Source organism: Bacillus sp. HMSC036E02 (assembly GCF_001836235.1).
GTDB classification, from domain to species: domain Bacteria; phylum Bacillota; class Bacilli; order Bacillales; family Bacillaceae_G; genus Bacillus_A; species Bacillus_A cereus.
Genome location: NZ_KV827856.1, coordinates 395,632 through 416,183 on the forward strand (window position 1 = coordinate 395,632; position 20,552 = coordinate 416,183).

Genomic DNA, 20,552 nt, shown 5'->3' on the forward strand with positions numbered 1-20,552 from the left:
TATTTGATACTCAATTATTGGCATCCGCATATCCAATAGTAGACATACTTGAACAAGTTGTTTTAGAACGAATAAACTTCTCTACATCAATTACTTTTTTTAAGAAGTTTATTCGTATTTTTCAGGGTTCTTAACAAGTTATCTGCAATTGAAACCATATACTGCTCCACCCTAATTAAATTTAGCATTCCCCATCTTATGATGACCTGTTCTGGATTCGAAAAGATTAAATACGACTTCTCCTTGATTTATGTTGCCATATAAATTTCTATTCTTCTCTCTTTGCTTCTTCATTTTTTTCCTAAGTTGAAATTCTTGTTCTCCTTTAATCTCTTCTGTATCATGATATCCTCCAATTCGGCGTCCTACATCTAAAACAGTAGCAGCATAATGTCCCTTGCCCATAGCAGTTCCAAGCTTCTTTCTCGAAAATTGCATTCTACTTTCCTTGTTAGCTTTCTTGGAAATTCCTTTTTCTTCATCAAAAATTTCACTTTTTACTAAACCTTGCACAGGTTGAGTTTGTATTAAGTGTTTCGCTCCATAAGCAAAACTACCAACTGCACCCATTGCAACCTTTGACTTGTTCTTTTGTAGAAAACTAGATGTATCGTAAGTTTCAATTTCACGCTCTTTAGTAGCCATAGATAGCACCTACTTTCTGTGTATGATAAAAATGATTCAACTAAGCATTACTAACCAGCAAATGATCTAACGTCTGCAATAATGGATTCTCCTCATCAAGGAAATTTGCCTATGACACAATTAACACTATTCTTAAAGTTTTTTTGCCAAAGCTAAAATTAATACTTTCCGAAATTCATTTTAATTCCTCATGTAGATGAGTTACTTAAATAAATGTTATTTCAAGGTTTTTAAGTATGGTTCATTTTGAAAAAGTTAAAACACTTAAGAGCATAGATTATCCATCACGCGCTTCTCGTTTGACTTAACACCTAAAAGGTACCTTCATGTTCAATGTAAGCTACAATATCAGCGATTCTTTTAAGCGCGTCTTTTGTAGCGTAATAGACACCTAGTTCATAGTCGTACTCATCTGGATTCATACAAGCTGATTGTCCAACTACTTCAAATCCATTGTTCATTTGAAGACAAACAACAGTAGTCTTTAGTCCCACCTTTGCTGACTCCTTACGTTTCACCCAATGATCAAGTAAGTTTTGTTCAAATCGTTCATACCTAAGTCCTTCCATGTCCTCGCCCTCCTTTCATGACTTCAGGCATAACCTAACCAATTTGTCATATTTTCTCAATCAAATACTGTTAGCTTCATCAACAAATCTCCTATATCTAACTTGGTACACAGGCGAATCTTTTGTACTTTTTGAATTACAAAATGGTATACGGAATTTGCACTGAACAAGTTCACGACTATGAATCCACAACAAAGAATGCATCCTCAACAGATTGCGTTCTTTTTATTTTCACCTTAATTATATAAAGCAGAAATCCCATTAGAGGATAACTCTCGGGTAGAACTTTTAAGGAAGATATTGAAACAATTAAACAGATGTTGACTAAGCTAATGTCTGATGTGAAACAAAATTAAGATTTAAAGAATAACTACTCTCTTTTTTTAATACATAACTACCAATTCCCATGTCAATATCACATTCTCAACCATATTACAAGTCTATAAATTTTCCAGTCAGAGGGTTAGGTTAAGTCGTCTATTAAATAGAAGGAGATTATCATGAACGAATTCATTACTGTCACTATGAAAAATAACAAATTGTCATACAAACACATAGAAAGATGATTACATGAAAAACTATCCAACGAGAGTATCCGTTATCAAAGTGGATGATAGTTCCTATTATATAGGACTGCAATTCTATCACTCTGATACATGGATGACATTAAAATATATATCTCATCGCTACTCCTCCTATGAAAAGGCTGCAGCATCTTATAGAAAACTTGAACGACTTGGTTACATGAATCCGGTCCTATATAAATATGAATTATATAGGTAATATTAAGATTGTGAGCATGAACCTGAATTGGATAAACGTATCCGTCGTCACTTTAAGCAAATGACTCTTGGAGAATGAAAGAAACATATATCAAAGTGAAAGTTTAATAGATATATTTGTTTGATATTTTTAATTCAAAAGAAAATACAAATAATTTTTCCCTAAACAACACAACGAATTAAAAGGCTGCAAAGCGATTTTTCAGGAAAGCTTTGCAGCCTTTTCATATTTCAAATCCATAACACATCGTAGAACACGATAATCCCTTTATAAAGAAGTAATTCCGTCTATGTTAGGGTTCAAATATTTTTACACTAAAACTACATCTCTTATGATATATGATAATTTTGAGATAACATAAAACGGTTCTTAAAAAATCTAGAAATAAATTTTAAAAACAAAAAAAAGAGCCGAAGCCCCCTCTTTTCAACTAATTTTCATTAATTCACAAACATTTACTAGTCCATTACCAAACATATCATCGACACCTTTTTCTCCAAGGTCAACCGAATGCTCACGAATTAGTTGCATGATTTGATCAGGAGTTAACTTTTTGCCAATATCACGATAGTAAGCTAGAATAAGGGCGATTACCCCCGCTACCATTGGTGTAGCCATAGACGTACCAGATAGTTTTGCATAGCGATTGACAGGATATGTACTATAAATATCTACACCTGGAGCAGCTACATCTGTTTCACTGCCGAAGTTAGAGAAGGTGGCTCTATCAAGATTTCTATTAATCGCTCCCACTGCAATTACCTCATCATATGATGCTGGCCACCCAACATGAGTATTTTCATTACCAGTAGCAGCAACAATAATAATACCTGCCTCATGGGCACGTTTAATTGCATCATGTAGGACAGGACCAGGATCATTCGAAGAACCTAGACTCATAGAAATGATATCTACTTGTTCAGAAATAGCCCAATCAATTCCCTTTACAATTGCCTCAACTAAACCAGAACCATCGTCTGCTAATACCTTAGCAATGTAAAGCTCAGCTTTAGGAGCAACCCCAACGATACCAATTGAGTTGTCACACCCAGCAATTATACCTGCACAGTGCGTGCCGTGCCCCTTCCTATCCATTATGTCAGTAAAATTATTTGTAGTAAAATTCATTCCTTTTTTGTAATTGGCAGCAAGATCCGGATGGGTAGCATCGATACCCGTATCTAGTATAGCAACCCTAATCCCCTCACCTTTTGTAATTGACCACATTTGAGGAGCTTGAATCAAATTAACACCCCAATCAATTACTTGTATAGGTGCCACTGATTGAATATCAATTACATCTGATTGGATTTTAAACTTCATTGAAATCCCCCTATAATTATAATAGTTACTAAAGATAACCATTTTTTTTAGAAGGTTCAATAGGAAAGTATTTTATCTCCTAACTACTTCATTACAAGATAAAAGTATAAATAGGAGCACCTTGAAATTGATGGTCTTCTTGTCATTAACATTAAGAAAGTAACATCAAAAGTAAAAATAAAACATAAATAGTTAGCAACTTACAAGTCAACTACTTGGGTAAAAAGATTCAGTTAGCCTTTTTATAACTCGACCATTTAACTTTGTTCAACGCTATTAATTGTTCACAAGTGAGGTAGTCATGAGGGAAAATATCCCCACCTTGGTTTGGAAAAAGATCAATACCTGCTTCTTTTAAAATCTCATCCACCAGTTCTGTACAAATAAATTTATTCCTTCTATCTAGTTTATCTATTAGTTTGCTACTTGGAAATTTCGACTTTAAATATAGAGAAATTAATCGGAGCCAATCATATTGAAAACCTTTTCTCTGATATGAAACCGCTGTAGAGATAATAATTTCTTGTTGTTCTTTCGTTAACGCATTTTTATTTCTTAACACCATGTATTCTAAATTACTAATAGAATATGTCTCCCTTACTATAGAGGATTTAGTATTCCAATCTATCTCTATGATATATCCTCCACCAATATACAAAGCTACATGTGTCCACTTAGAACCTGCCACCTTTTGAATCATCTTTGAGATAAGAGACTTTCCACTTACGACAATAATATCGCCTACTATCATATTGCAAACCACCTTTCCAATTTTAGCAAAAAAATAGGGACCTCTAATTAGAGGCCCCCAAGAAAAGAGAGAAGTAAAAAGGAGTAAATAACATAACAAGCACATATGAGCATTAAAATCATATGATGAACGCTACATTATATATAAGCTATTGCTATATAACACTCAATCTTCTAAACCACGAGCTCTCGACTGGATAACGTCGACAATATTATCCCAGTAAGAAGGGTTCTCTTCCCTTTTCCATCAGCAACTAAACCTATGCAAATTAAAGTGATGATATTTTTCTTCATCATATATTCTTTTTATTTCCTTTTTAGGTCACCCATTTAAAAATTCAAAAACCTTTCAAGTAATGTGCTTATGCACCACTGCGGTATAGAATTACTCTTTGTTTCTTAACAAAGATGCCATTTTTCTTTCTTGGAATCTTGTCAATCCCAATGCATGTATATAAAGATGGCCTGGAAATTCTTTTATCTTGTTATAGTTCCTCTACAGTACTTCTTTGCCTGCCTCACAAATCATCTTTTGTTACATAAATGATTCCATTGTCTTGATATCAGAATTAACATTAAACAATAGATTCAACCAGGCCCTACCTCATTTTTCTCTCCATAAGCCAATGGGAAAATAAACAAAATTATGGCTGCGGTTATACGAAGAAGCACTCCATATTCATCTAGCTCACCAATTTTGTAAAAATAAGCCGTACCTATAACTCCCCCCAATGCCCATCCATAAAAGAAATATCTTAATTTCCATAAAGGTTGCTTGCAGCAGTCAAGAATCTCTTTTATTTCTTTTTTTAATGACTCAATAAATTTCTTCATATTTCATTTCTTCCTCTCTCTCTATTTACCATTTAAGCGTAGTTGCTTATCTCCTGCTCCAGAAACTTCCCTTAAATATGCCATTTTAGGTATGAATTCGAAGAAAAGTCTCTCTCCAAAACTACTTAAATTATTTTTAATAATATGAACCTCATAAACTGATTGTTTATTTTGATGTCAGGTCGCAGCTAATAACCTATTGATTGTTGACCACGTAGCAAGACACTTCTTTGTAGCAAAACATTACAAATTTTACTTCATATAGAATCTTTACGGATTCCACTATCTTGAGGTAGATTCACTACATCTAACCCGCACCATTACGTGTAGCCACATTTCACTACACAAATTGAGACTATATCACGCTTTTAAAGAGAAAAATGCCTCCTATTCAGATTTAAGAAACGCTCACCTGCTCACTTGAACCCTACTCATTTTGCCGAATTCCAATATCATTAATAACTTATTATTCATGATTAGAGTCATAGTTGTTTTTTCTGTGAGGATTTTTTAAATTTACAATTTCATCCATAACCATTAGAGCAAGGACAAGCATTTGATTATTCATTTTGGTCTCACGTCTTGCTTCTCTCACAGGAGCGTTTGTAACATAACCTTTTTTAGAAGAAAGTCAAGAAAAAAAACAAGCCGAAACTCTTATCCGCTTGTTTTCTCATAAATATAGAATTATGCTGACTCAACGTCTTCTTGAACCTTTTCTCCTTGAGCCACTTCTTCTTGAATTTTTTCTTCTAACACAGTCTCATCAACTGGTTCTTTAACAACTGGTACTAAGTCAGCATTCGTTAAAATAGCTTTGTACATTTTCAATTCTTCCTCATCAATATGACGAAGTACGTAATCAAAGACATATGCATTTAGCTTTTTGCCTTCTAACTTATCAATAGCATTAACAAAGCTAACATAATTCCTTAAACGTTTATTGCTGTCATTCTTAGTAATGGACGGCAACAAAGTCAGAGCTGGAAGATATAACGTTTTATTCTTTAAAAGAACTAAAAGTTTATCAGCAATCTCGTTGTCCTGGTTAGTTGCAAGAACAGCCGACTTTGCTTCATTTGTAGTTGCACTAATTAAATTTTTGAATAACTCAATCGCTTCATCAAGCTTCTTCATATAATTCATTTTCAACACCACCTCTCTACAATAACTTATTACAACCTTTCCTTTATTAAAAAATCAATACTAAACATGAACTACAGTTAGGAATTGTCCAAACAAGAAATTGACAATATACATTACTAAAGGTTGTTGTATACGTGTAAGAGAGGTGATAAAAATTGAAAAGTCAAAGAAAAGAATATGAATTTTCAGAAAAATGGGTAGAATGCTTAAACTGTTCCCAAGAGTACGTAATTGAGTATGTAATTGATGAGCGAGATACAAAAGGTTGTCCCGTTTGTGGTTCTTATGCTCATGAAGATCCCGCAAGTGAATATAGCAATTGGAGCGCTTAAAAAATGATCGAATACATTGAAAACAATAATTCAGATAAACCACAAGTTAATATATATATTGGAGAAGACGAATGGGCGAACTATTCTTTTCAAAACAAGGTTCGATTATTGTATCGACTCAAAAACTCCGACAATTTACTAGCTAAAAAATTGGTAAAATCTATTTCTTCATTAATAGAAAAAGAACAAAAGATGAGCGAGATTGATTACGAAGCAACAGTAAAACAATGTGAAGATACGATTGAATAGTTTGAAAAAAAATACGTACCAATATTACTTGATTTTTGAAGCAATTAGACACTTCTTCCCTTCACGTATATGAATAAACCAACAACAAACATCACAGATTTTAAATCCGGGTATAGAAATTATCTATGTTTTCTACAAAGAAAACATAGATATCCCGAAATAACTATTCCCATTTAAGACAACCTATTCCTAACAGACGAATTTAAACTGATTGGAAAGTTCATCAATTGAATCACACAATTATTGCTTGATTCAAATTATTAATTTTAAAATCAACAATAACAAAACAGATACTTCCTCTAAATTTCCCCTCAAACATAGTCTACGAGTAACTACTATTATCCTTTTTATGAACTATTCTAATCTAAGCTTGATTAATTTTTTTATTTTTACATTGCACAGATAAACATTTGTCTTTATATAGAGACGAGAATAAAGCAAAACGCCTTAAGGGCGTACTAAAAGGAGTTCGTACCGAAAAAAGCAGGTGAAGTTTCATGTGCAAACCTTGCCCCATGATGAACTACTGCGACGGATTACAAATTTAGCTCCAGATAAGGAGGTAGTCGCTGCATGACTCCGGATGAAATTGGCATTATCGAAAAGATTTTTGTTAGCATTACTGAGGGTGATAAACCTTTTATGGTTCTCTTTGCGATTATCATGCTATTTGTTATCTTTATGTCCATAAAGGTTATGGGATATGTTCGTAGTGTTAGTGATAGTCACAAGGAACAAATCACCTCTATGAATGAAAACATGAAAGAACAGCGTGAAGACCATTATAAAATGATAGCGGAAGATCGGCTTCGCTCTGACAATCGTGAAAGAGAATTATTCGTAAACTTAGAGAAGAACACCCAACAGCTTGAAGGTATTGCTACAACATTAAAAGAGGTACAATTCAATTTCACTAGCTTAGAAAACAAAGTCACTCAAAACTTTGATTATCTAGAGAAAGAAATTGAAAGTGTTAAGATTAAAGTTAGTAAAAAAGAAAACTACGAGTAATCGTGGTTTTTTATTATGCCTAAATTATAAAATGCTTTAATACCAAATGGTTTGTGTTCATTTTTCACCCCTTCTGGTATTACATTTTTTCAAGGTAATTAGAATAATAATTCGGGCAACCAATTATATTCATATGAAATTAAATATCTTCTTTTCCAAAATTACCTTGAATATGATCGTGTCCGCAAACTCAACGGCCTGCATTTATACAAAGAATTGTAATACTATATTAAGGATTTAGCTCAAATCCTATAAACAGGTTATACACTATTGTAAGATACGAAAGAAATACATCATCACCAGCATAATTAATCGATATGTAGATTGGAATCATTTAATAGGTTCTTAAAAAATCCCCAAATACCTCGTATCTTGAGAAGATATCATCTGGCATCTACTGTATACACCTGAAATAATTAATATCATTAGATTAACCATAATATGTTTTTAATTGACGTGTTTTCTTTTTATATGATGCTCATATAGTACCACGTCAAATACACGTCTATATGTTATTTATGCTATGTTGGAACATAAACTTCTTCATCGAATTCAAAAATTTTAGTAAATGCACCAAAATGAGTTTGTTATCCATTACGGTTACATTTTATTTCGAAACCTCAAAGTCACTTCAATACACAAAGTTAATGTGCTTTAAACAAGCAAGTGTTATCAACTGAAAAGTATAAGTCAAATTCCTTTTCTAATTGTTCTTATCCCCACAATTTAATTTCCTTTTGATTAAACCTAGTATTTCTAGGCTGTCATTTCCCTAAATTTATTAACTCCGAAGACCGCATCAATAACTGTTTAATTAATACTTTTTATCTATTTAAGTAAAATTAATAAAAATGTTAGCGTTAAACACCAACAGCTGATAATCTTGTACCAACTCTATATGAAATCTGTATTTTTTCCACATCTTTCTTACTCTCCATAGCTAATTTATTTCTTATGAGCTCTTCTTGATCAAGTAATCTATTCAATTCAGAACGTTGCTTGTCAGTAAGTTTATCCAAATTCTCATTTATCCATATAGATTGCTTATTAGATAATGGGTGGAATAGACTTTTAAAAACGTGGCAACCACTACACCCCTCTTTACTTGACCAAGGATATGTGCCAAATTTTAAAAATTCTCCTCTAGTTGCAATTTCGTTATAGTTCGTTTTATTTTTTATTTTATATTTTTCAATAAGCTCATTGGCAAGTTCGCTATGCTTACCGTAGTCACATTCATAGAAAATACCATCCGGTGCTAAATATCCCGATAACCCATATCTCATTTCTCTCATTTTCCTATTCCCTCTTGTTCTGTTAGTTTATGATTTTTCTACCTTTTACGAACTGATGTTCTTATTATATAAAAAATAATAAGAAATTAAAACAAAATTTTGATATTTTTTACCAAATAAATAAAAATTTAAATTTCTTTTCTCTCTTTAATTTTAAGATGTTCTAAAGAAGGGAAAAACTCTATGAATACAAATTTTCTTAATCCTTTTGAAGCATAGTCTTCTTTACTGTGTCCACTATTTTAATTTCACAATGAATAAAATATTTAAACCTATTACCTAAACATTTTATTACAACACACTCTGTTGGACTTGATTATAAAACACTGTGCTTTCTTCTAGTAAATTAACTTGTTCGCCTAACTTTTCAATTTAATAATTAAGAGGAACAAGCTCTTTTTGATTTTAAAACGTTACATTCTAACTTAGAGTTATATCAGAAATTCACAAACCTTATATTTTCCTCAAAATAAAAGAGAGACGTAAATACGTCTCTTTCTTTCAAGTATAGTTCATTTATAGTGAGGTACATATCAAGAAAGATAAGTCTTATACTCCTATAATAGGACTCAATAATTAAATTTTGAGACTTTCAAAAAGAGTTATGTAATAATTAACCCCCTTCTCTTAGGTACCTCTACTCTCCAAAAAATTCTCTGCTGGTGCAAATCTTGCCTCCAACAGTATGTCATTGATAACAAATCCAATATTGAATTCATCGTTTTCAAAATCTAAATAAATGGGTTTAGCTTTTAATTCTTTTTTAATATAGAGTTCATCCATATCTTCAATATTATCCTCTGTAAGTAAGTGTCTTCGATCTTTATTAGGTTCTAACACTGCTATGCCTATAGATGGAAAATACAAAAGAACATTAATTGAACCCACTTTAACATTTTCTTCGAACATTAAATGATAAAAAGAATTCTTAATGATCTCTATCGCTTCTTGCTTATTCATGACTAATTCCTCCCTCAAGCACTCCATCTTCCTTTATACCACATTTGCTAAAAAGCTAAAAGGTACCTTTTCTTATAAATGCTAAATTGAGCTAACTCACCTTTAAATATTTGAGATAATACTTTACACCCTCATTTCTAATGGTTCAAATTCTTAAAATAAGTTAGTCCAGGAAGGAATTATTGTGCTTAAATTTATTAACGTTTGAGGTGAAAAGTTATAGAAATGACAGATAACGACGATATAACCGTTTTGAATTAAGATTTAAAAATTCTCTTCTTAAAAACTCTCTAAAAAGAAAATACAGAAGAATTGAGTGAATTGATACTCTTTTGGAGAATATAAAAAAATATAGGACTGAGATAGAACCTATCTACACGATTAGTTAGCGTAAAATCTTTTATAGTACCGGTAAAGTAAAGAAATAAGACACTTCCTATAAAATCATTTTCATCTATAAATTAAGAGATACAATGATTTCAGAGGTGCTGTCTATGTTAGATATTTGTAGACTTACATAAGGGAGGTGTGGTTGCTTGAAGATTTACCGTGGTAATATAGGGGTAGATTTATCTCTTGAAGAATTCTCCGGACTTATAGTAGATGAAGAGAAAATTGATGACTTGCTCAACCTCATATATACATTGGAGATGGATGAAATAATGAACTATAATAGAGATGACATTCAAGCTCTTGAAGAAAGCCTATTCCAAGAAATTGCAGAGTACCAACGCAAACAAAATTCAAATGACTCAACTGCAAAAATGGAGTATATCTTAGCCCACTTAAAAAAATACGAGCGTTAAAGCTCCACAAGATGAATACATTCAATCTCTATTGTTTGAATGTACAGCAAGTTTGAAGTAGATTGGGATAGAAATAGTCCAGCCCCTAGTTATAATCCCCAAAAATTATTTTTCAAATTACTCCAACAAATACTTTGCCACCTAAGATTAATGTATCTATATAATTATTATTTCTCACCATCAAAATAAAAAGACTCAGGATAAATTTCCTGAGTCTTCTCTTCTAATGGCCTTTGGAAAACTTAATATAAAAGATGTTACTCCATCTGCTGTGCCATGAACAGTTATTCGACCTTTATACAGATTCATTACTTCTTGAGCTATGGTCAAGCCTAAACCAGATCCTTGTTTTGAATTCCCCAAATTTTTCCCACGATAATAACGATCGAAGAGAAAAGGAATCTCTTTTTGATCAATAACAACCCCCGTATTGGTGATAGAAATATATACCATATTATCAGTTCTTTTAGAAATGGTATCTATTTTAACTATATTTGAATTCATTGAATACTTAACAGCATTATCAAGAATTGGATTCATCATTAAGAAAAAATGGTTCCTGTCTATAAATATCTCAACTTCTTCAGAATCATAGTCTGTCTCAAAAATAAAACTCGGATAGGTTTCTTGCTTAAATCTTAACAAGAAATTTACTAAATATTTCACGTCATAGTAATTGGCACTATCAATATTTGGGATTTGTTTCAAACGGGCTAGTTCCAGCGTAGTTGATATAATGGCCGTTCCCCTAATTATATTATCTTCAATAGCATTTAGTTTTTCAGCAACTAGTTTATCATCACTTTTTCCATATATTTTAATAACATCAACAGATTGTTTGATTGCCGTAAGATATGTCTTTATCTCATGCGATACATCTTGCATGGAATTAACATTGTTTTGTACAAGCTCATGCATCCTGTCTAACACTGCATTAAAACGATGAACAATTTTTGATATTTCTTCTCCATACAAAGGATCTTCAATCCTTGTTTGATAATTATTATCTACTACATTTTCAAAACTTGAATCGATTGCACTTTGTAATGGTTTAAAAATAAATTTTAAACATACTAATACTGACACAACTGAAAAGAAGAAAAACCAAATGAACATATATAAGAAGTTTTCCATGCTATTAACCATTTGCATCTTCAAATTAGGTGTTATATCTTTTTTTATGATTATCGTGTCATAATGACCTTTATGTTTAAAAGAATGTAAAATCTCACCATATGCTTTATTTTTTTCATCAATATAAAAACTATAACTATCTTTATCAGCAGTAGCATCTAGTGATTTCATATGTGCTTTAATAGAATCAAAAAAGGTTGGGACGAATAAGGTCAGTATTTGAGCTTCAAACATACCAAATTTATCATTCTGTTCATACTCAGCTGCATAATGATAATCTTGTGCTCCTTGTTCACCCATGCGAATTTTCATTGATTCACCTGGATAGCTAATCTGCTTAAAGAACTCAGAATCAAGTTCCTGTGATGCACCTATTCCTGAAGAAACTATTTTGTCCTGTATTTTCTCTACCCTGGAAAACATAGATTCAAATTCTCTTTGAGTTGTTAGTTGTAGCTCATTATAAATAGAAAATAAATTGACTGGTATTGCTGAAACAAGAACAAGTATAAGGGTTAATAAAACTACTTGCACACGTAGTTTATCACGTTTCACAAAATTATTGAGAAATTTCCTAATCTTATTTCCCATTAGGTATCACCTCTCGATTCCTGATGCAAGGGTATGATTAATGTAAAAATGTTTTTGCCATCTTCATAACTCTTTACATGAATTTTCCCCTTATATAAATGCATCACTTTTTTGGATATTGTTAAACCCATTCCGAACCCTTTCATTGAATTTTCAATATTCTTCCCTCTGTAATATCTATTAAATAACTGTGGGATTTCCTCTTTTTCAATTTGAATACCCCAATTAATAATATCAATATATACATAGTTTGAATATTTACCTTCTCGAATATGAATGACTATCTCATTACTATGCAATGAATACCTAACTGCATTTTCAATGATAGGATTTAAGGCTAATACAAAATGTTCTTTATTAAAATGAATAATTGGCGAGCTTACATCATATTTACCAATAAAATCAAAATCAGGAAAAACCTTCTTTATATATTGTAGGTAATTCTCAATCATTTCTTTTACATCCCGAGATTTTGTAGCATCCATATAAATTCCCCGGTCTAATTTTGCAAGATCGAGAAATGTAGACATAACTTTTGTAATTTGTTCAATATTATCATCTATTGACTTTAATTTTTGTTCTACAATTAGTTTATTATTTGTTCCGTAAAATCGTAGCACATCAATAGATTGTTTAATTGAGGTTAACTTATTGTTTACCTCATGTGAAACATCCTGCATGGACTCTATATTAACTTCAATATGATTTTGCATTTGCTCGAGAATATCATTGATTTGATGCTGAACATTGCTTATTTCTTTTCCATAACTATCCTTTATGTCTATTCTAGCCTTGTAATCCTTTTCTTTTAACTCCACAAATGATTTATCAAGAGCTTTCCCAAAGAAGCGAAATACTAGGCCAAGCCCAAAATAGATAAATATGCTTATAGCAATAATGAAATACAATAAGTAAATAAAAAATTCTTTTTGATATTTCTCTATTAGCTTTATAACAATTGGTGTTACGTTTCTTTTTACTATAATTGTTTCATTATTATCTCCATGTTTAAAAGTATGCTTATAAGTCATATAATAAAGGCCGTTTGTTTCATCGTTACGAATTGATATGTTACCTAATTTATTTATTTCTTTTTGATGTCTTTTAACTAAAGTTTCTATTAAAAAGGCTGCAAAGTATTTATCTACACTACTTATTGCTTCTTCGTTTTGTTTAATGTAGAAAGTGTATTCAATGTTTTTTGCTGCAGATGAAACTTTTACTTCTTCACCTTTTAATAGAATTCCATCAAAAAATTCCTGATGTATCTTATCAACCCCGCCAATTCTCCAAGCTTCATTTTCAATCTGAATCGCTCTGTACTTGATATGACTAAACGCTTCTTCCCCATTTTTTAAAACAACAGAAATAAAAAATAGTAGCTGAATGGGTATTGTAATTAAGGTAACAGCAATGACTGCCACCGCCATTATCTTCATATGTAATTTATTATTTTTTATCCTTCTAGCAACTAGAGACTTCAAGAACATAACCCTTACCTCGAACTGTTTTGATTATATCAATATCAAGTGAATTTCTTAACCTACGGATATTTACTTCCAGAGTATTTGTTTCTTGAAGTTCTGAAGGATCATATCCCCAAATATTTTTATATAATTCTTCTTTAGAAATAATTTGTCCCTTATGAATGATGAAGTAATGTAATAATTCGAAAAGTTGTTTAGTTAAATGAACATGCTTACCCTCAACAATTACTTTGTGCGTTAATAAATTAATCTCAATATTACCGCATCGAGTAATTCCTCCGTTAGAAATATCGTTACTACAACTTCTTCTTAAAACTGTTCGGATTCTCGCAAGCAACACCGTTAAGTCATATGGTTTTGTTATATAGTCTTCTGCTCCCATATCTAAGCCTTGCATAATATCTAGCGGTTCGCTTCTTGATGTCAGGAGTAAATATGGAATTTTCTTTTTTTGATTCACTAACCTTGCAACTTCAAGGCCATTTGAAATACGAGTATTTAACTCTCCCACTGTTTTCTTTAACATGACATCTAATATCATTAAGTCATAATCATTAGATACAGCAGCATTCACTGCTTCATCACCAGTAGTAAACCAATCAATATGATAATTTTCGCTTCTTAAAATCATTTCAAGTGTGCTACCGATTTCAACTTCATCTTCAAGTAATAATAATCTGTACAATTTTCTCCCTCCCACGGGTCTTTTAAGTGCGAAATGTTTGAAAACAACGCAAAAAATCCCCTGTTAGAAGGCGAAATTAAGCAGTGAATTCGTTTATCTTTCCATAATTTTTTTGTACATAATGCAATTAATGTCTGTAAAAGGTACTACTTACGAGTAACGTTCAATCTTGTAAGTATCGTCCAAATTCCTCATATTATTTTTTAACCTTTATACGTGAAACACTTTTTATAACTACATGTACATTAACTTTTCTGCTTAAATCCTCTTTTAAAACTTGGAGTAATTCTACATTGTGCTTCATTTTCTCACTTTTGTCGTATTCCTAAAATTCTGCCCTACCTATTCAAGATTGAAAGCATACTTATAAATGTTTACACACTTCAATCATCTTTCACGACATATTTGCCACGAATGAATTTAATCCTACATTTAAGTACGTCATCGTATAGAAAAAATCTAATTAATTCAGTATTTCTGCCAATATAATCGATAGCTTTTTCTTATTTACATACCAATCTGAAATAGAAGCAATACTTTCATAATCCATTCTTAGTTAAACACCTAGCATACTCGGCATTTCAACTACCTGTTTTAAATGTTGGTTTAGGTCAAGTTCCATTTTATCTTTCAATTCTTCTGATGTATAGACTTTTATTTCATTTAGTCGAAAAACGTTTTCCTTCCTATTTATATTACATACTATACTCAACTGCCTACACTTTCACTTCGTTTAGAAGAGAAAATTCCTAAATAAAGATTTCTCTGGAATTCTAATTTATTAGACCATCTTCACAGTCCATGCAGTTAGAAACCTTATCGCTTCATTCTTTAATTTGAGACTTTGTCCAAATAATTTTCCATATATTAATCAATTCTAGCTACCTTTACTAGCTGTTTATTTTAATGAGAAGATTCCTTCGTTCTTATTAGATTTGAAACCCAGGATACTGTTTATTTTTTGAAAAAAAGTGTATTTGCATCCGCAATGTTGCAAATAGGCGACTGAATCGCAATACTATCCACTTCTTTTTGCAAAATAAACACTTTCTTCATGGCAGAAAGTTTATGAAAGCATATACCATATGTCAAACCTTTCCCTGTATCTTTGTATACGTTATCCCAAAGAGAATAGAAAGTGATTGACTATAACATGTAAATAGCTAACTATTTTATTAGTTACCAGTGCCTGTGCTTAATTTGGTTAGATACAAAATTTAGATACTTTATTGCGCCTCATTTCTTTCACCTCCATTTCGATATAGGTCTATTATACACCAAACGTACATTCGGTATATAGTACCACTTTATGTACGTGGAAAAATTAATATGGTTCCTGTCATCTCTTGTCCGAAACAAACTCATCTTCTCCTACTTACTTCGCGTTCTTTGAGGAATGCATAAAAATGGCCCATCAAATAATAGAATGGGCCATTTTTATAAAACTTTTTTAATTCTATTTTTCTTAATATAAAGTATTACGCTATTCATTGTACTTCTTTCAGTTTGTTTACCTAAATAATAGTTATACCAAAATTGTTTTTCCTTCTAATGTTCTCCTGATTTTCTCAGCAACCGTGCCCAATGATATCCATATCATCAACTAGTTAAGAAATTCTATCTTGATATCTCTTCGTCCAAAGTCATTCATTCTGTCAGCATCTGTCATATAAATGTCTACTATGTTTCCTTTTATAGCACCACCTCGATCTTCGACAGTGTAAATTCCGTTAATATATGGATAAGAATCACATGTAATTCTTACTCTTGTTCCCATTGGAACCGAGCGATCCATTGCAATCATACCTGGTTGTATTGTCTTACCTGAAGCTGTTATACCTGTAACTCCTGACTCGTTTAATGTATAAGCAGTACCAATCCCCATAATCGTTTTAGAAACACTAGTATCTTTAGCAGTAGGAGGATCAGATTTGTCTGATGATGTTTTTTCAGGCATCACTGGCCTGGCAGATTCCTTCGCTTCGCGCAATTGCTTAGCTAAATCTGCATTCTCTGCTTGAAGTTTCTGATTCTCTTCTTGAGACTGATGTTTCCCCTCATTCATAGCTTCGTTTTCATTTTTTATTTCTTCTAATTCAATAGAAAGCTGTTCTGTATTAGCTGCAATTTGTTTTTTTTGTTCTTCTAATACTTTGTTGTTTTCATTCGCGGTTTTTAATTCTAGGACAGTTTGTTTATGGTTTTTCTCTAAGGATTTCACTTCTTTGTTTAACTCTTGAATCTCATAAAATTGAAATCCTACACCGCTAGCCACTACGGTTGCTGCCGTGACTTTTAAACAGTTCTGTATTATTTTTCCCTTTTTGATTTTTGTTTTCATTTTGAATCAAGTCCTCTCATTATTATATTTCTGTTGTTACAGTAGTGAGAAGGTTAGAAGTTTTTATAGAGAAGTAAAATAAAAAAGAGCCCTCCTAAAAGAACGGACTCTTTATACATTATTTTTATTCTTTAACTTCAGGAAACTCTTTCTTTTCGAACCACTGATGACGGCAAGCACGCTTTAAGCATGTATACTTAATCCTTGTTTTCCATTCATCTTTATATGCACGAGGATTTTGACACTCCGGGCATGTATTCTCGACGTAACGTTCTTTGTATGTATTCCCCTTTGTCTTATGACCTCTTGACTGTGCATTATATGATACGATTTGTTTGTTCTCCATATAAACTACCTCATCCCTATGCAAAATTTGTAACAGTTGTTTTACCTTAAAAATCATTTACACCATAATATAAAATGTCCAAACAGAATATAAGCACTTACACTTGATTTTACAAGTCTTTATTGTATTTTTTTATTATTTTGATATTCTAAAAAATCATAGAGGATTGAAAGCCGCTTTCCTTCGAGGATTTGAACGAGTTTAAAATCATTTTTCACTGCCTCTACATTATAAATATCTCCAATAATGAAATGCTCGATATCTTCCATTATTGTGGCTAATTCCTTATGAGCAGTGCCGAATTTATCTTCAAAGTCTTTTGCAAACAGAATTGGAAATGAAGCATAAATTCGATTAAATTCATTAATCATATAACGATGAATATACAGCATATACTCCTTCATTTCCCGAATTTCTTGTAAACCAATAGATACAGCCCTTGATTCTTGTTCTCTATTAATAGGAGGTAATGGCATTTCACCTACAAACTCTTCCAACTTTTCATCTTTAATGGAAGGAGAAATATACCCCTCAGTTGATTTTTCCCTATCTTCATGCGATAAGATTTTTTTCCCTTCTGCTCTTAACAAGACCTCTTGTAATTTATCTCTCGATTGATAAATCACCGCATCATTCTCTTCTTTGTTGTTTTCTAGTAGTTCACCAAATGTTTTTTCAAATATATTTGATTTATCTTTGTTTGACATTTTATTTACTACTCCCTTGTTATATGAATAAGTATGGTGAATTCGGCTTCTTTCAGTAATATTATTAAAACCTACTACTCTTCCAACTGAACCTTGTCTAAAAATTATAAGCACATGGACATCTTTTTTAGATAGACATTCCCGCTTACATTTATTGTAAAATTATCCCATGGATATAATTACTGGTACCACTTAATTTTCCCATATTATACATAAAAAAACTAATTAAATTAGAATGAAGATTCTATGACATTTTATTTATTTACAAATAAATCTGATTATTATCTATAAAAAGAAAGCCATCATCATAAAGATGCCTGCCCTCTTCATTAATTATTTATTGCCACCACCAAGAAATACTACTAGTAATAGACATCTTAGTTGCAGCCATTGAAAGATTAAACATCATTTTTTTGAGCATTCGTTTTTACCTCCTTAATTGTTTTGTCAAACTGTTTTTCTGTCCGTTCTTTTCTTATGGAAAATATTAAAAGTAGAATAAATACTAAAGTTGAGCTAATAGTTAAAAATATTAAATTCAAATCAGTACCTTTTACATGTGTCATAAACATTGAAGTAGGTAGAACAATTGCCGCAACAAGAGAAATTCCTATCACTATATATTTCTCATATTTAAAACGTATTTTTTCGAAATCAAATTTAAAAGTCCACTCTTGAGAATAAAGAACAAATGCTAATAAAGCATAGCTAAAACCAGATGTAATATCCATTGCATAATTCCTCCAAATATGCTCTTTCAATTCAGAAGGACTAAAAAATCCAAGTGAAGCAAATATGATCATAATTTGAATAATAAGAGGTATAATGACACCTCCTGCAACAGTCACTACAAGTGCCCAAATAATAGAAAGCTTCTCTATAGCAGCTAAATAAAGGAAAGTTATCAGCATTCCTATAATCGGTACTAAATAACCAATACCTTCTTGTTTATTAAAGTAGATGGAGTAATTAATAATACTAGTCAAAAATGAAAGTAGAGAAATTATCGTAATGTTTCGATGGAACCTTAAACAGAATATAGCGCACATAATTGCATAACTGCCAATTCCCAAAATTGTTTGAGATAAAATAAACCAACCCAAGTTTGCTGAATTCAAATTTTTCACCCCTAAGATATAAAAACATATGCATTACACTCTAATAATTTTGCCATACTCCATTTTAAGATACCAATTAACTTTACATAAACATTCAATGAAATCATTGTCATCTTTCTAAACATTCTCACTAATTTATCCTTTCATTTTCCTCTTGGATTTTCTTATTTCTTGATTGAATGATCTCACTAGATAAATAAAGTAGATATTTTTCATCAAAACGAAATAACGGAGTGGGGTCAATTTTCTCAAAACACTTCAAATGTATATTTAAAAACAAATACTTAGGATTAATAATTATTTTTTAAAATGTGTATTTATAGCCTTTTTATCTTTTACCATTAAGTAATCCCGGGTTTTAAATCTCTATTTTTCTACACGACATTCCCAGCCGTTTGCTTTTCTTTCTGGTTTCTAATTTCTAGCCCCTTCCTTTAGTATTCTTATAAAGCTGAATCTATTTACATAATTACAAATTGCTACATTCTCATATTCGCCATTTGTTTCTTACTACACTTATGCAACAAGACCCAACTCCTGATCACAACGAGTGGTATACTTGTAGTTGGTAACATCATCTTTTGGACCAGTGATAGTAACAACTCTAGATTTGTAACAAACAGCTTGGTATCTAGATGTTACTAATATATAATGATTTTTAACCTTAGAAGGTTTGCGGTATTTTACATCACGAGCAAGATCTCGATTAATTTGCATTACAACACGTTTCTTAGAAGCAGTTCTTTTTCCAACACGTTGCTTATACCTCCTGACGGCATGTTCTGTAATTATCATCTTGAGCTTCCCCTTTCGGTTATACAAAAATATTTTCTATCTAATTGATTTTCTATTAAATTTTCTTCACAACTCTCAACTTCTTCAAATGGATTTAACGCCTAACTTTCGCATTTATTATAGTTGGTGGCTACAATTTAAATGCTGTATTTTCATTTGGTAATGTAAGTACTCATAAATGCAAATCCCCCCTATTCACAACTCTCAATAGAAACGTAAGCAGTTAATTTGAAAACGTCAATAAGTCGGTAAAAAAATAAGACGAGCATTTAAGCCCGTCTTACAAGATGACATTATTCCTTAAGTTCTTTTGTCTTTGACGTTACCTTGTTATCATTTATCAATGTCAGCACCGATGCGATAAATGTAACAACAGCAGCAACTTCTGCTTCACCTAATACAGGTAAAGGTTGATAGCCTTTAGAAGTCAAATACTGATTCAACCAAGCTAGTACAAAGACAATAATTCGAATTAATGCCCCCTTATTATCCATTAAAACATCTTTAAACATATGCAACACCCCAAAAAAAGAAGATATGGTACTTAATCACCATAACGAATTACAGAGATTAGAGCCATATCCTACTTTTTCTTCTCCCAACTTAAATCACATTTACAAAATCATGTTCTTAAGGGAGAGTAAA

Annotated in this window: 22 protein-coding genes and 2 pseudogenes; 5 read left to right on the plus strand and 19 right to left on the minus strand. The window is 31.7% G+C overall.

From position 1 onward, the window contains the following. Positions 1-171: 171 nt before the first annotated feature. On the minus strand, positions 172-645 hold the full coding sequence (locus HMPREF2590_RS20020) for a hypothetical protein (RefSeq protein WP_000201534.1): 474 nt from the start codon (positions 643-645) through the stop codon (positions 172-174). Between the two features lie 311 nt (positions 646-956). After that, positions 957-1,214: a Gp49 family protein gene (locus HMPREF2590_RS20025; RefSeq protein ID WP_000398755.1), complete on the minus strand. Its 258-nt coding sequence runs from the start codon at positions 1,212-1,214 to the stop codon at positions 957-959. 795 nt (positions 1,215-2,009) lie between these two features. Between HMPREF2590_RS20025 and HMPREF2590_RS31250 the strand changes: the two are divergent. Then, positions 2,010-2,101: pseudogene (locus tag HMPREF2590_RS31250) on the plus strand (IS6 family transposase); the annotation flags it as partial. A gap of 322 nt (positions 2,102-2,423) precedes the next feature. Here the strand turns inward: HMPREF2590_RS31250 and HMPREF2590_RS20030 are convergent. From HMPREF2590_RS20030 to HMPREF2590_RS20045, 5 genes are all read right to left on the minus strand, one after another. Next, entirely contained in the window at positions 2,424-3,320 is an 897-nt protein-coding gene (locus HMPREF2590_RS20030; RefSeq protein WP_000669390.1) for a S8 family peptidase, read from the minus strand. A 229-nt stretch (positions 3,321-3,549) separates the two neighbouring features. Next, positions 3,550-4,071, minus strand: coding sequence for a C40 family peptidase (locus HMPREF2590_RS20035; RefSeq protein WP_000634974.1), 522 nt, complete (start codon positions 4,069-4,071; stop codon positions 3,550-3,552). A gap of 587 nt (positions 4,072-4,658) precedes the next feature. Then, complete coding sequence (locus HMPREF2590_RS20040; protein ID WP_000713421.1) at positions 4,659-4,904, minus strand: hypothetical protein; 246 nt, start codon at positions 4,902-4,904, stop codon at positions 4,659-4,661. Positions 4,905-5,370: 466 nt separating this feature from the next. Continuing rightward, positions 5,371-5,499 (minus strand): hypothetical protein, encoded by a 129-nt coding sequence (locus tag HMPREF2590_RS30880; RefSeq protein WP_012593305.1) that lies wholly within the window; start codon positions 5,497-5,499, stop codon positions 5,371-5,373. A gap of 92 nt (positions 5,500-5,591) precedes the next feature. Further along, positions 5,592-6,050 carry a hypothetical protein gene (locus HMPREF2590_RS20045; protein WP_001108693.1) on the minus strand — a complete coding sequence of 153 codons (459 nt, stop codon included), beginning with the start codon at positions 6,048-6,050 and terminating at the stop codon, positions 5,592-5,594. A 155-nt stretch (positions 6,051-6,205) separates the two neighbouring features. Here HMPREF2590_RS20045 and HMPREF2590_RS30045 point away from each other — a divergent pair, with 155 nt between their 5' ends. From HMPREF2590_RS30045 to HMPREF2590_RS20055, 3 genes are all read left to right on the plus strand, one after another. Continuing rightward, the gene (locus HMPREF2590_RS30045; protein ID WP_000842045.1) at positions 6,206-6,382 is read left to right on the plus strand and encodes a hypothetical protein; all 177 of its coding nucleotides are present in this window, start codon (positions 6,206-6,208) and stop codon (positions 6,380-6,382) included. A 3-nt stretch (positions 6,383-6,385) separates the two neighbouring features. Then, positions 6,386-6,631 carry a hypothetical protein gene (locus tag HMPREF2590_RS20050; RefSeq protein WP_000575195.1) on the plus strand — a complete coding sequence of 82 codons (246 nt, stop codon included), beginning with the start codon at positions 6,386-6,388 and terminating at the stop codon, positions 6,629-6,631. Positions 6,632-7,204: 573 nt separating this feature from the next. Continuing rightward, positions 7,205-7,642, plus strand: coding sequence for a hypothetical protein (locus HMPREF2590_RS20055; protein WP_000186692.1), 438 nt, complete (start codon positions 7,205-7,207; stop codon positions 7,640-7,642). A gap of 860 nt (positions 7,643-8,502) precedes the next feature. Here HMPREF2590_RS20055 and HMPREF2590_RS20060 read toward each other — a convergent pair. Together HMPREF2590_RS20060 and HMPREF2590_RS20065 are read right to left on the minus strand one after the other, a co-directional pair. Next, a complete protein-coding gene (locus tag HMPREF2590_RS20060) occupies positions 8,503-8,928 on the minus strand; it encodes a hypothetical protein (RefSeq protein WP_232291853.1) in 426 nt (141 codons plus the stop codon). 636 nt (positions 8,929-9,564) lie between these two features. Then, positions 9,565-9,897, minus strand: a complete 333-nt coding sequence (locus tag HMPREF2590_RS20065) for a hypothetical protein (RefSeq protein ID WP_001041141.1) — start codon at positions 9,895-9,897, stop codon at positions 9,565-9,567. Positions 9,898-10,433: 536 nt separating this feature from the next. On the opposite strand from HMPREF2590_RS20065, the gene HMPREF2590_RS20070 reads away from it, so the two are divergent. Then, a complete protein-coding gene (locus HMPREF2590_RS20070; RefSeq protein ID WP_000708630.1) occupies positions 10,434-10,703 on the plus strand; it encodes a hypothetical protein in 270 nt (89 codons plus the stop codon). 195 nt (positions 10,704-10,898) lie between these two features. On the opposite strand, the gene HMPREF2590_RS20075 is transcribed toward HMPREF2590_RS20070, so the two are convergent. The 10 genes and pseudogenes from HMPREF2590_RS20075 to HMPREF2590_RS20115 form a co-directional block, all read right to left on the minus strand. Further along, positions 10,899-12,428: a sensor histidine kinase gene (locus HMPREF2590_RS20075; protein WP_000527039.1), complete on the minus strand. Its 1,530-nt coding sequence runs from the start codon at positions 12,426-12,428 to the stop codon at positions 10,899-10,901. After that, complete coding sequence (locus HMPREF2590_RS20080) at positions 12,428-13,918, minus strand: sensor histidine kinase (protein WP_000479027.1); 1,491 nt, start codon at positions 13,916-13,918, stop codon at positions 12,428-12,430. The genes HMPREF2590_RS20075 and HMPREF2590_RS20080 overlap by 1 nt, the downstream gene beginning before the upstream one ends. Continuing rightward, on the minus strand, positions 13,893-14,600 hold the full coding sequence (locus HMPREF2590_RS20085) for a response regulator transcription factor (protein ID WP_000286076.1): 708 nt from the start codon (positions 14,598-14,600) through the stop codon (positions 13,893-13,895). Before HMPREF2590_RS20085 ends, HMPREF2590_RS20080 begins: the two co-directional genes overlap by 26 nt. Before the next feature lie 922 nt (positions 14,601-15,522). Then, a pseudogene (locus HMPREF2590_RS30885) lies at positions 15,523-15,786 on the minus strand (hypothetical protein); the annotation flags it as partial. A 417-nt stretch (positions 15,787-16,203) separates the two neighbouring features. Beyond that, entirely contained in the window at positions 16,204-16,941 is a 738-nt protein-coding gene (locus tag HMPREF2590_RS20090) for a 3D domain-containing protein (RefSeq protein WP_000850215.1), read from the minus strand. 124 nt (positions 16,942-17,065) lie between these two features. After that, positions 17,066-17,287 (minus strand): zinc ribbon domain-containing protein, encoded by a 222-nt coding sequence (locus HMPREF2590_RS20095; RefSeq protein WP_000428645.1) that lies wholly within the window; start codon positions 17,285-17,287, stop codon positions 17,066-17,068. Positions 17,288-17,406: 119 nt separating this feature from the next. Beyond that, entirely contained in the window at positions 17,407-18,108 is a 702-nt protein-coding gene (locus HMPREF2590_RS20100; protein WP_225989754.1) for a hypothetical protein, read from the minus strand. Between the two features lie 284 nt (positions 18,109-18,392). Continuing rightward, positions 18,393-19,121: a hypothetical protein gene (locus HMPREF2590_RS20105; RefSeq protein WP_227595564.1), complete on the minus strand. Its 729-nt coding sequence runs from the start codon at positions 19,119-19,121 to the stop codon at positions 18,393-18,395. Positions 19,122-19,628: 507 nt separating this feature from the next. Beyond that, on the minus strand, positions 19,629-19,907 hold the full coding sequence (locus HMPREF2590_RS20110; protein ID WP_000587333.1) for a hypothetical protein: 279 nt from the start codon (positions 19,905-19,907) through the stop codon (positions 19,629-19,631). 293 nt (positions 19,908-20,200) lie between these two features. Next, complete coding sequence (locus tag HMPREF2590_RS20115; protein WP_227069120.1) at positions 20,201-20,401, minus strand: phage holin; 201 nt, start codon at positions 20,399-20,401, stop codon at positions 20,201-20,203. Positions 20,402-20,552 lie beyond the last annotated feature (151 nt).

Excerpts from the sequence above, each read along its gene's own strand:
- HMPREF2590_RS20025 (WP_000398755.1), bottom strand. The coding sequence starts at position 1,214 with ATGGAAGGACTTAGGTATGAACGATTTGAACAAAACTTACTTGATCAT.
- HMPREF2590_RS20115 (WP_227069120.1), bottom strand. The coding sequence starts at position 20,401 with ATGGATAATAAGGGGGCATTAATTCGAATTATTGTCTTTGTACTAGCT.
- HMPREF2590_RS20090 (WP_000850215.1), bottom strand. The coding sequence starts at position 16,941 with ATGAAAACAAAAATCAAAAAGGGAAAAATAATACAGAACTGTTTAAAA.
- HMPREF2590_RS20075 (WP_000527039.1), bottom strand. The coding sequence starts at position 12,428 with ATGGGAAATAAGATTAGGAAATTTCTCAATAATTTTGTGAAACGTGAT.
- HMPREF2590_RS20095 (WP_000428645.1), bottom strand. The coding sequence starts at position 17,287 with ATGGAGAACAAACAAATCGTATCATATAATGCACAGTCAAGAGGTCAT.
- HMPREF2590_RS20080 (WP_000479027.1), bottom strand. The coding sequence starts at position 13,918 with ATGTTCTTGAAGTCTCTAGTTGCTAGAAGGATAAAAAATAATAAATTA.
- HMPREF2590_RS20055 (WP_000186692.1), top strand. The coding sequence starts at position 7,205 with ATGACTCCGGATGAAATTGGCATTATCGAAAAGATTTTTGTTAGCATT.
- HMPREF2590_RS20065 (WP_001041141.1), bottom strand. The coding sequence starts at position 9,897 with ATGAATAAGCAAGAAGCGATAGAGATCATTAAGAATTCTTTTTATCAT.
- HMPREF2590_RS20060 (WP_232291853.1), bottom strand. The coding sequence starts at position 8,928 with ATGAGATATGGGTTATCGGGATATTTAGCACCGGATGGTATTTTCTAT.
- HMPREF2590_RS20040 (WP_000713421.1), bottom strand. The coding sequence starts at position 4,904 with ATGAAGAAATTTATTGAGTCATTAAAAAAAGAAATAAAAGAGATTCTT.
- HMPREF2590_RS20110 (WP_000587333.1), bottom strand. The coding sequence starts at position 19,907 with ATGATAATTACAGAACATGCCGTCAGGAGGTATAAGCAACGTGTTGGA.
- HMPREF2590_RS20030 (WP_000669390.1), bottom strand. The coding sequence starts at position 3,320 with ATGAAGTTTAAAATCCAATCAGATGTAATTGATATTCAATCAGTGGCA.
- HMPREF2590_RS20020 (WP_000201534.1), bottom strand. The coding sequence starts at position 645 with ATGGCTACTAAAGAGCGTGAAATTGAAACTTACGATACATCTAGTTTT.
- HMPREF2590_RS20050 (WP_000575195.1), top strand. The coding sequence starts at position 6,386 with ATGATCGAATACATTGAAAACAATAATTCAGATAAACCACAAGTTAAT.
- HMPREF2590_RS20045 (WP_001108693.1), bottom strand. The coding sequence starts at position 6,050 with ATGAATTATATGAAGAAGCTTGATGAAGCGATTGAGTTATTCAAAAAT.
- HMPREF2590_RS20035 (WP_000634974.1), bottom strand. The coding sequence starts at position 4,071 with ATGATAGTAGGCGATATTATTGTCGTAAGTGGAAAGTCTCTTATCTCA.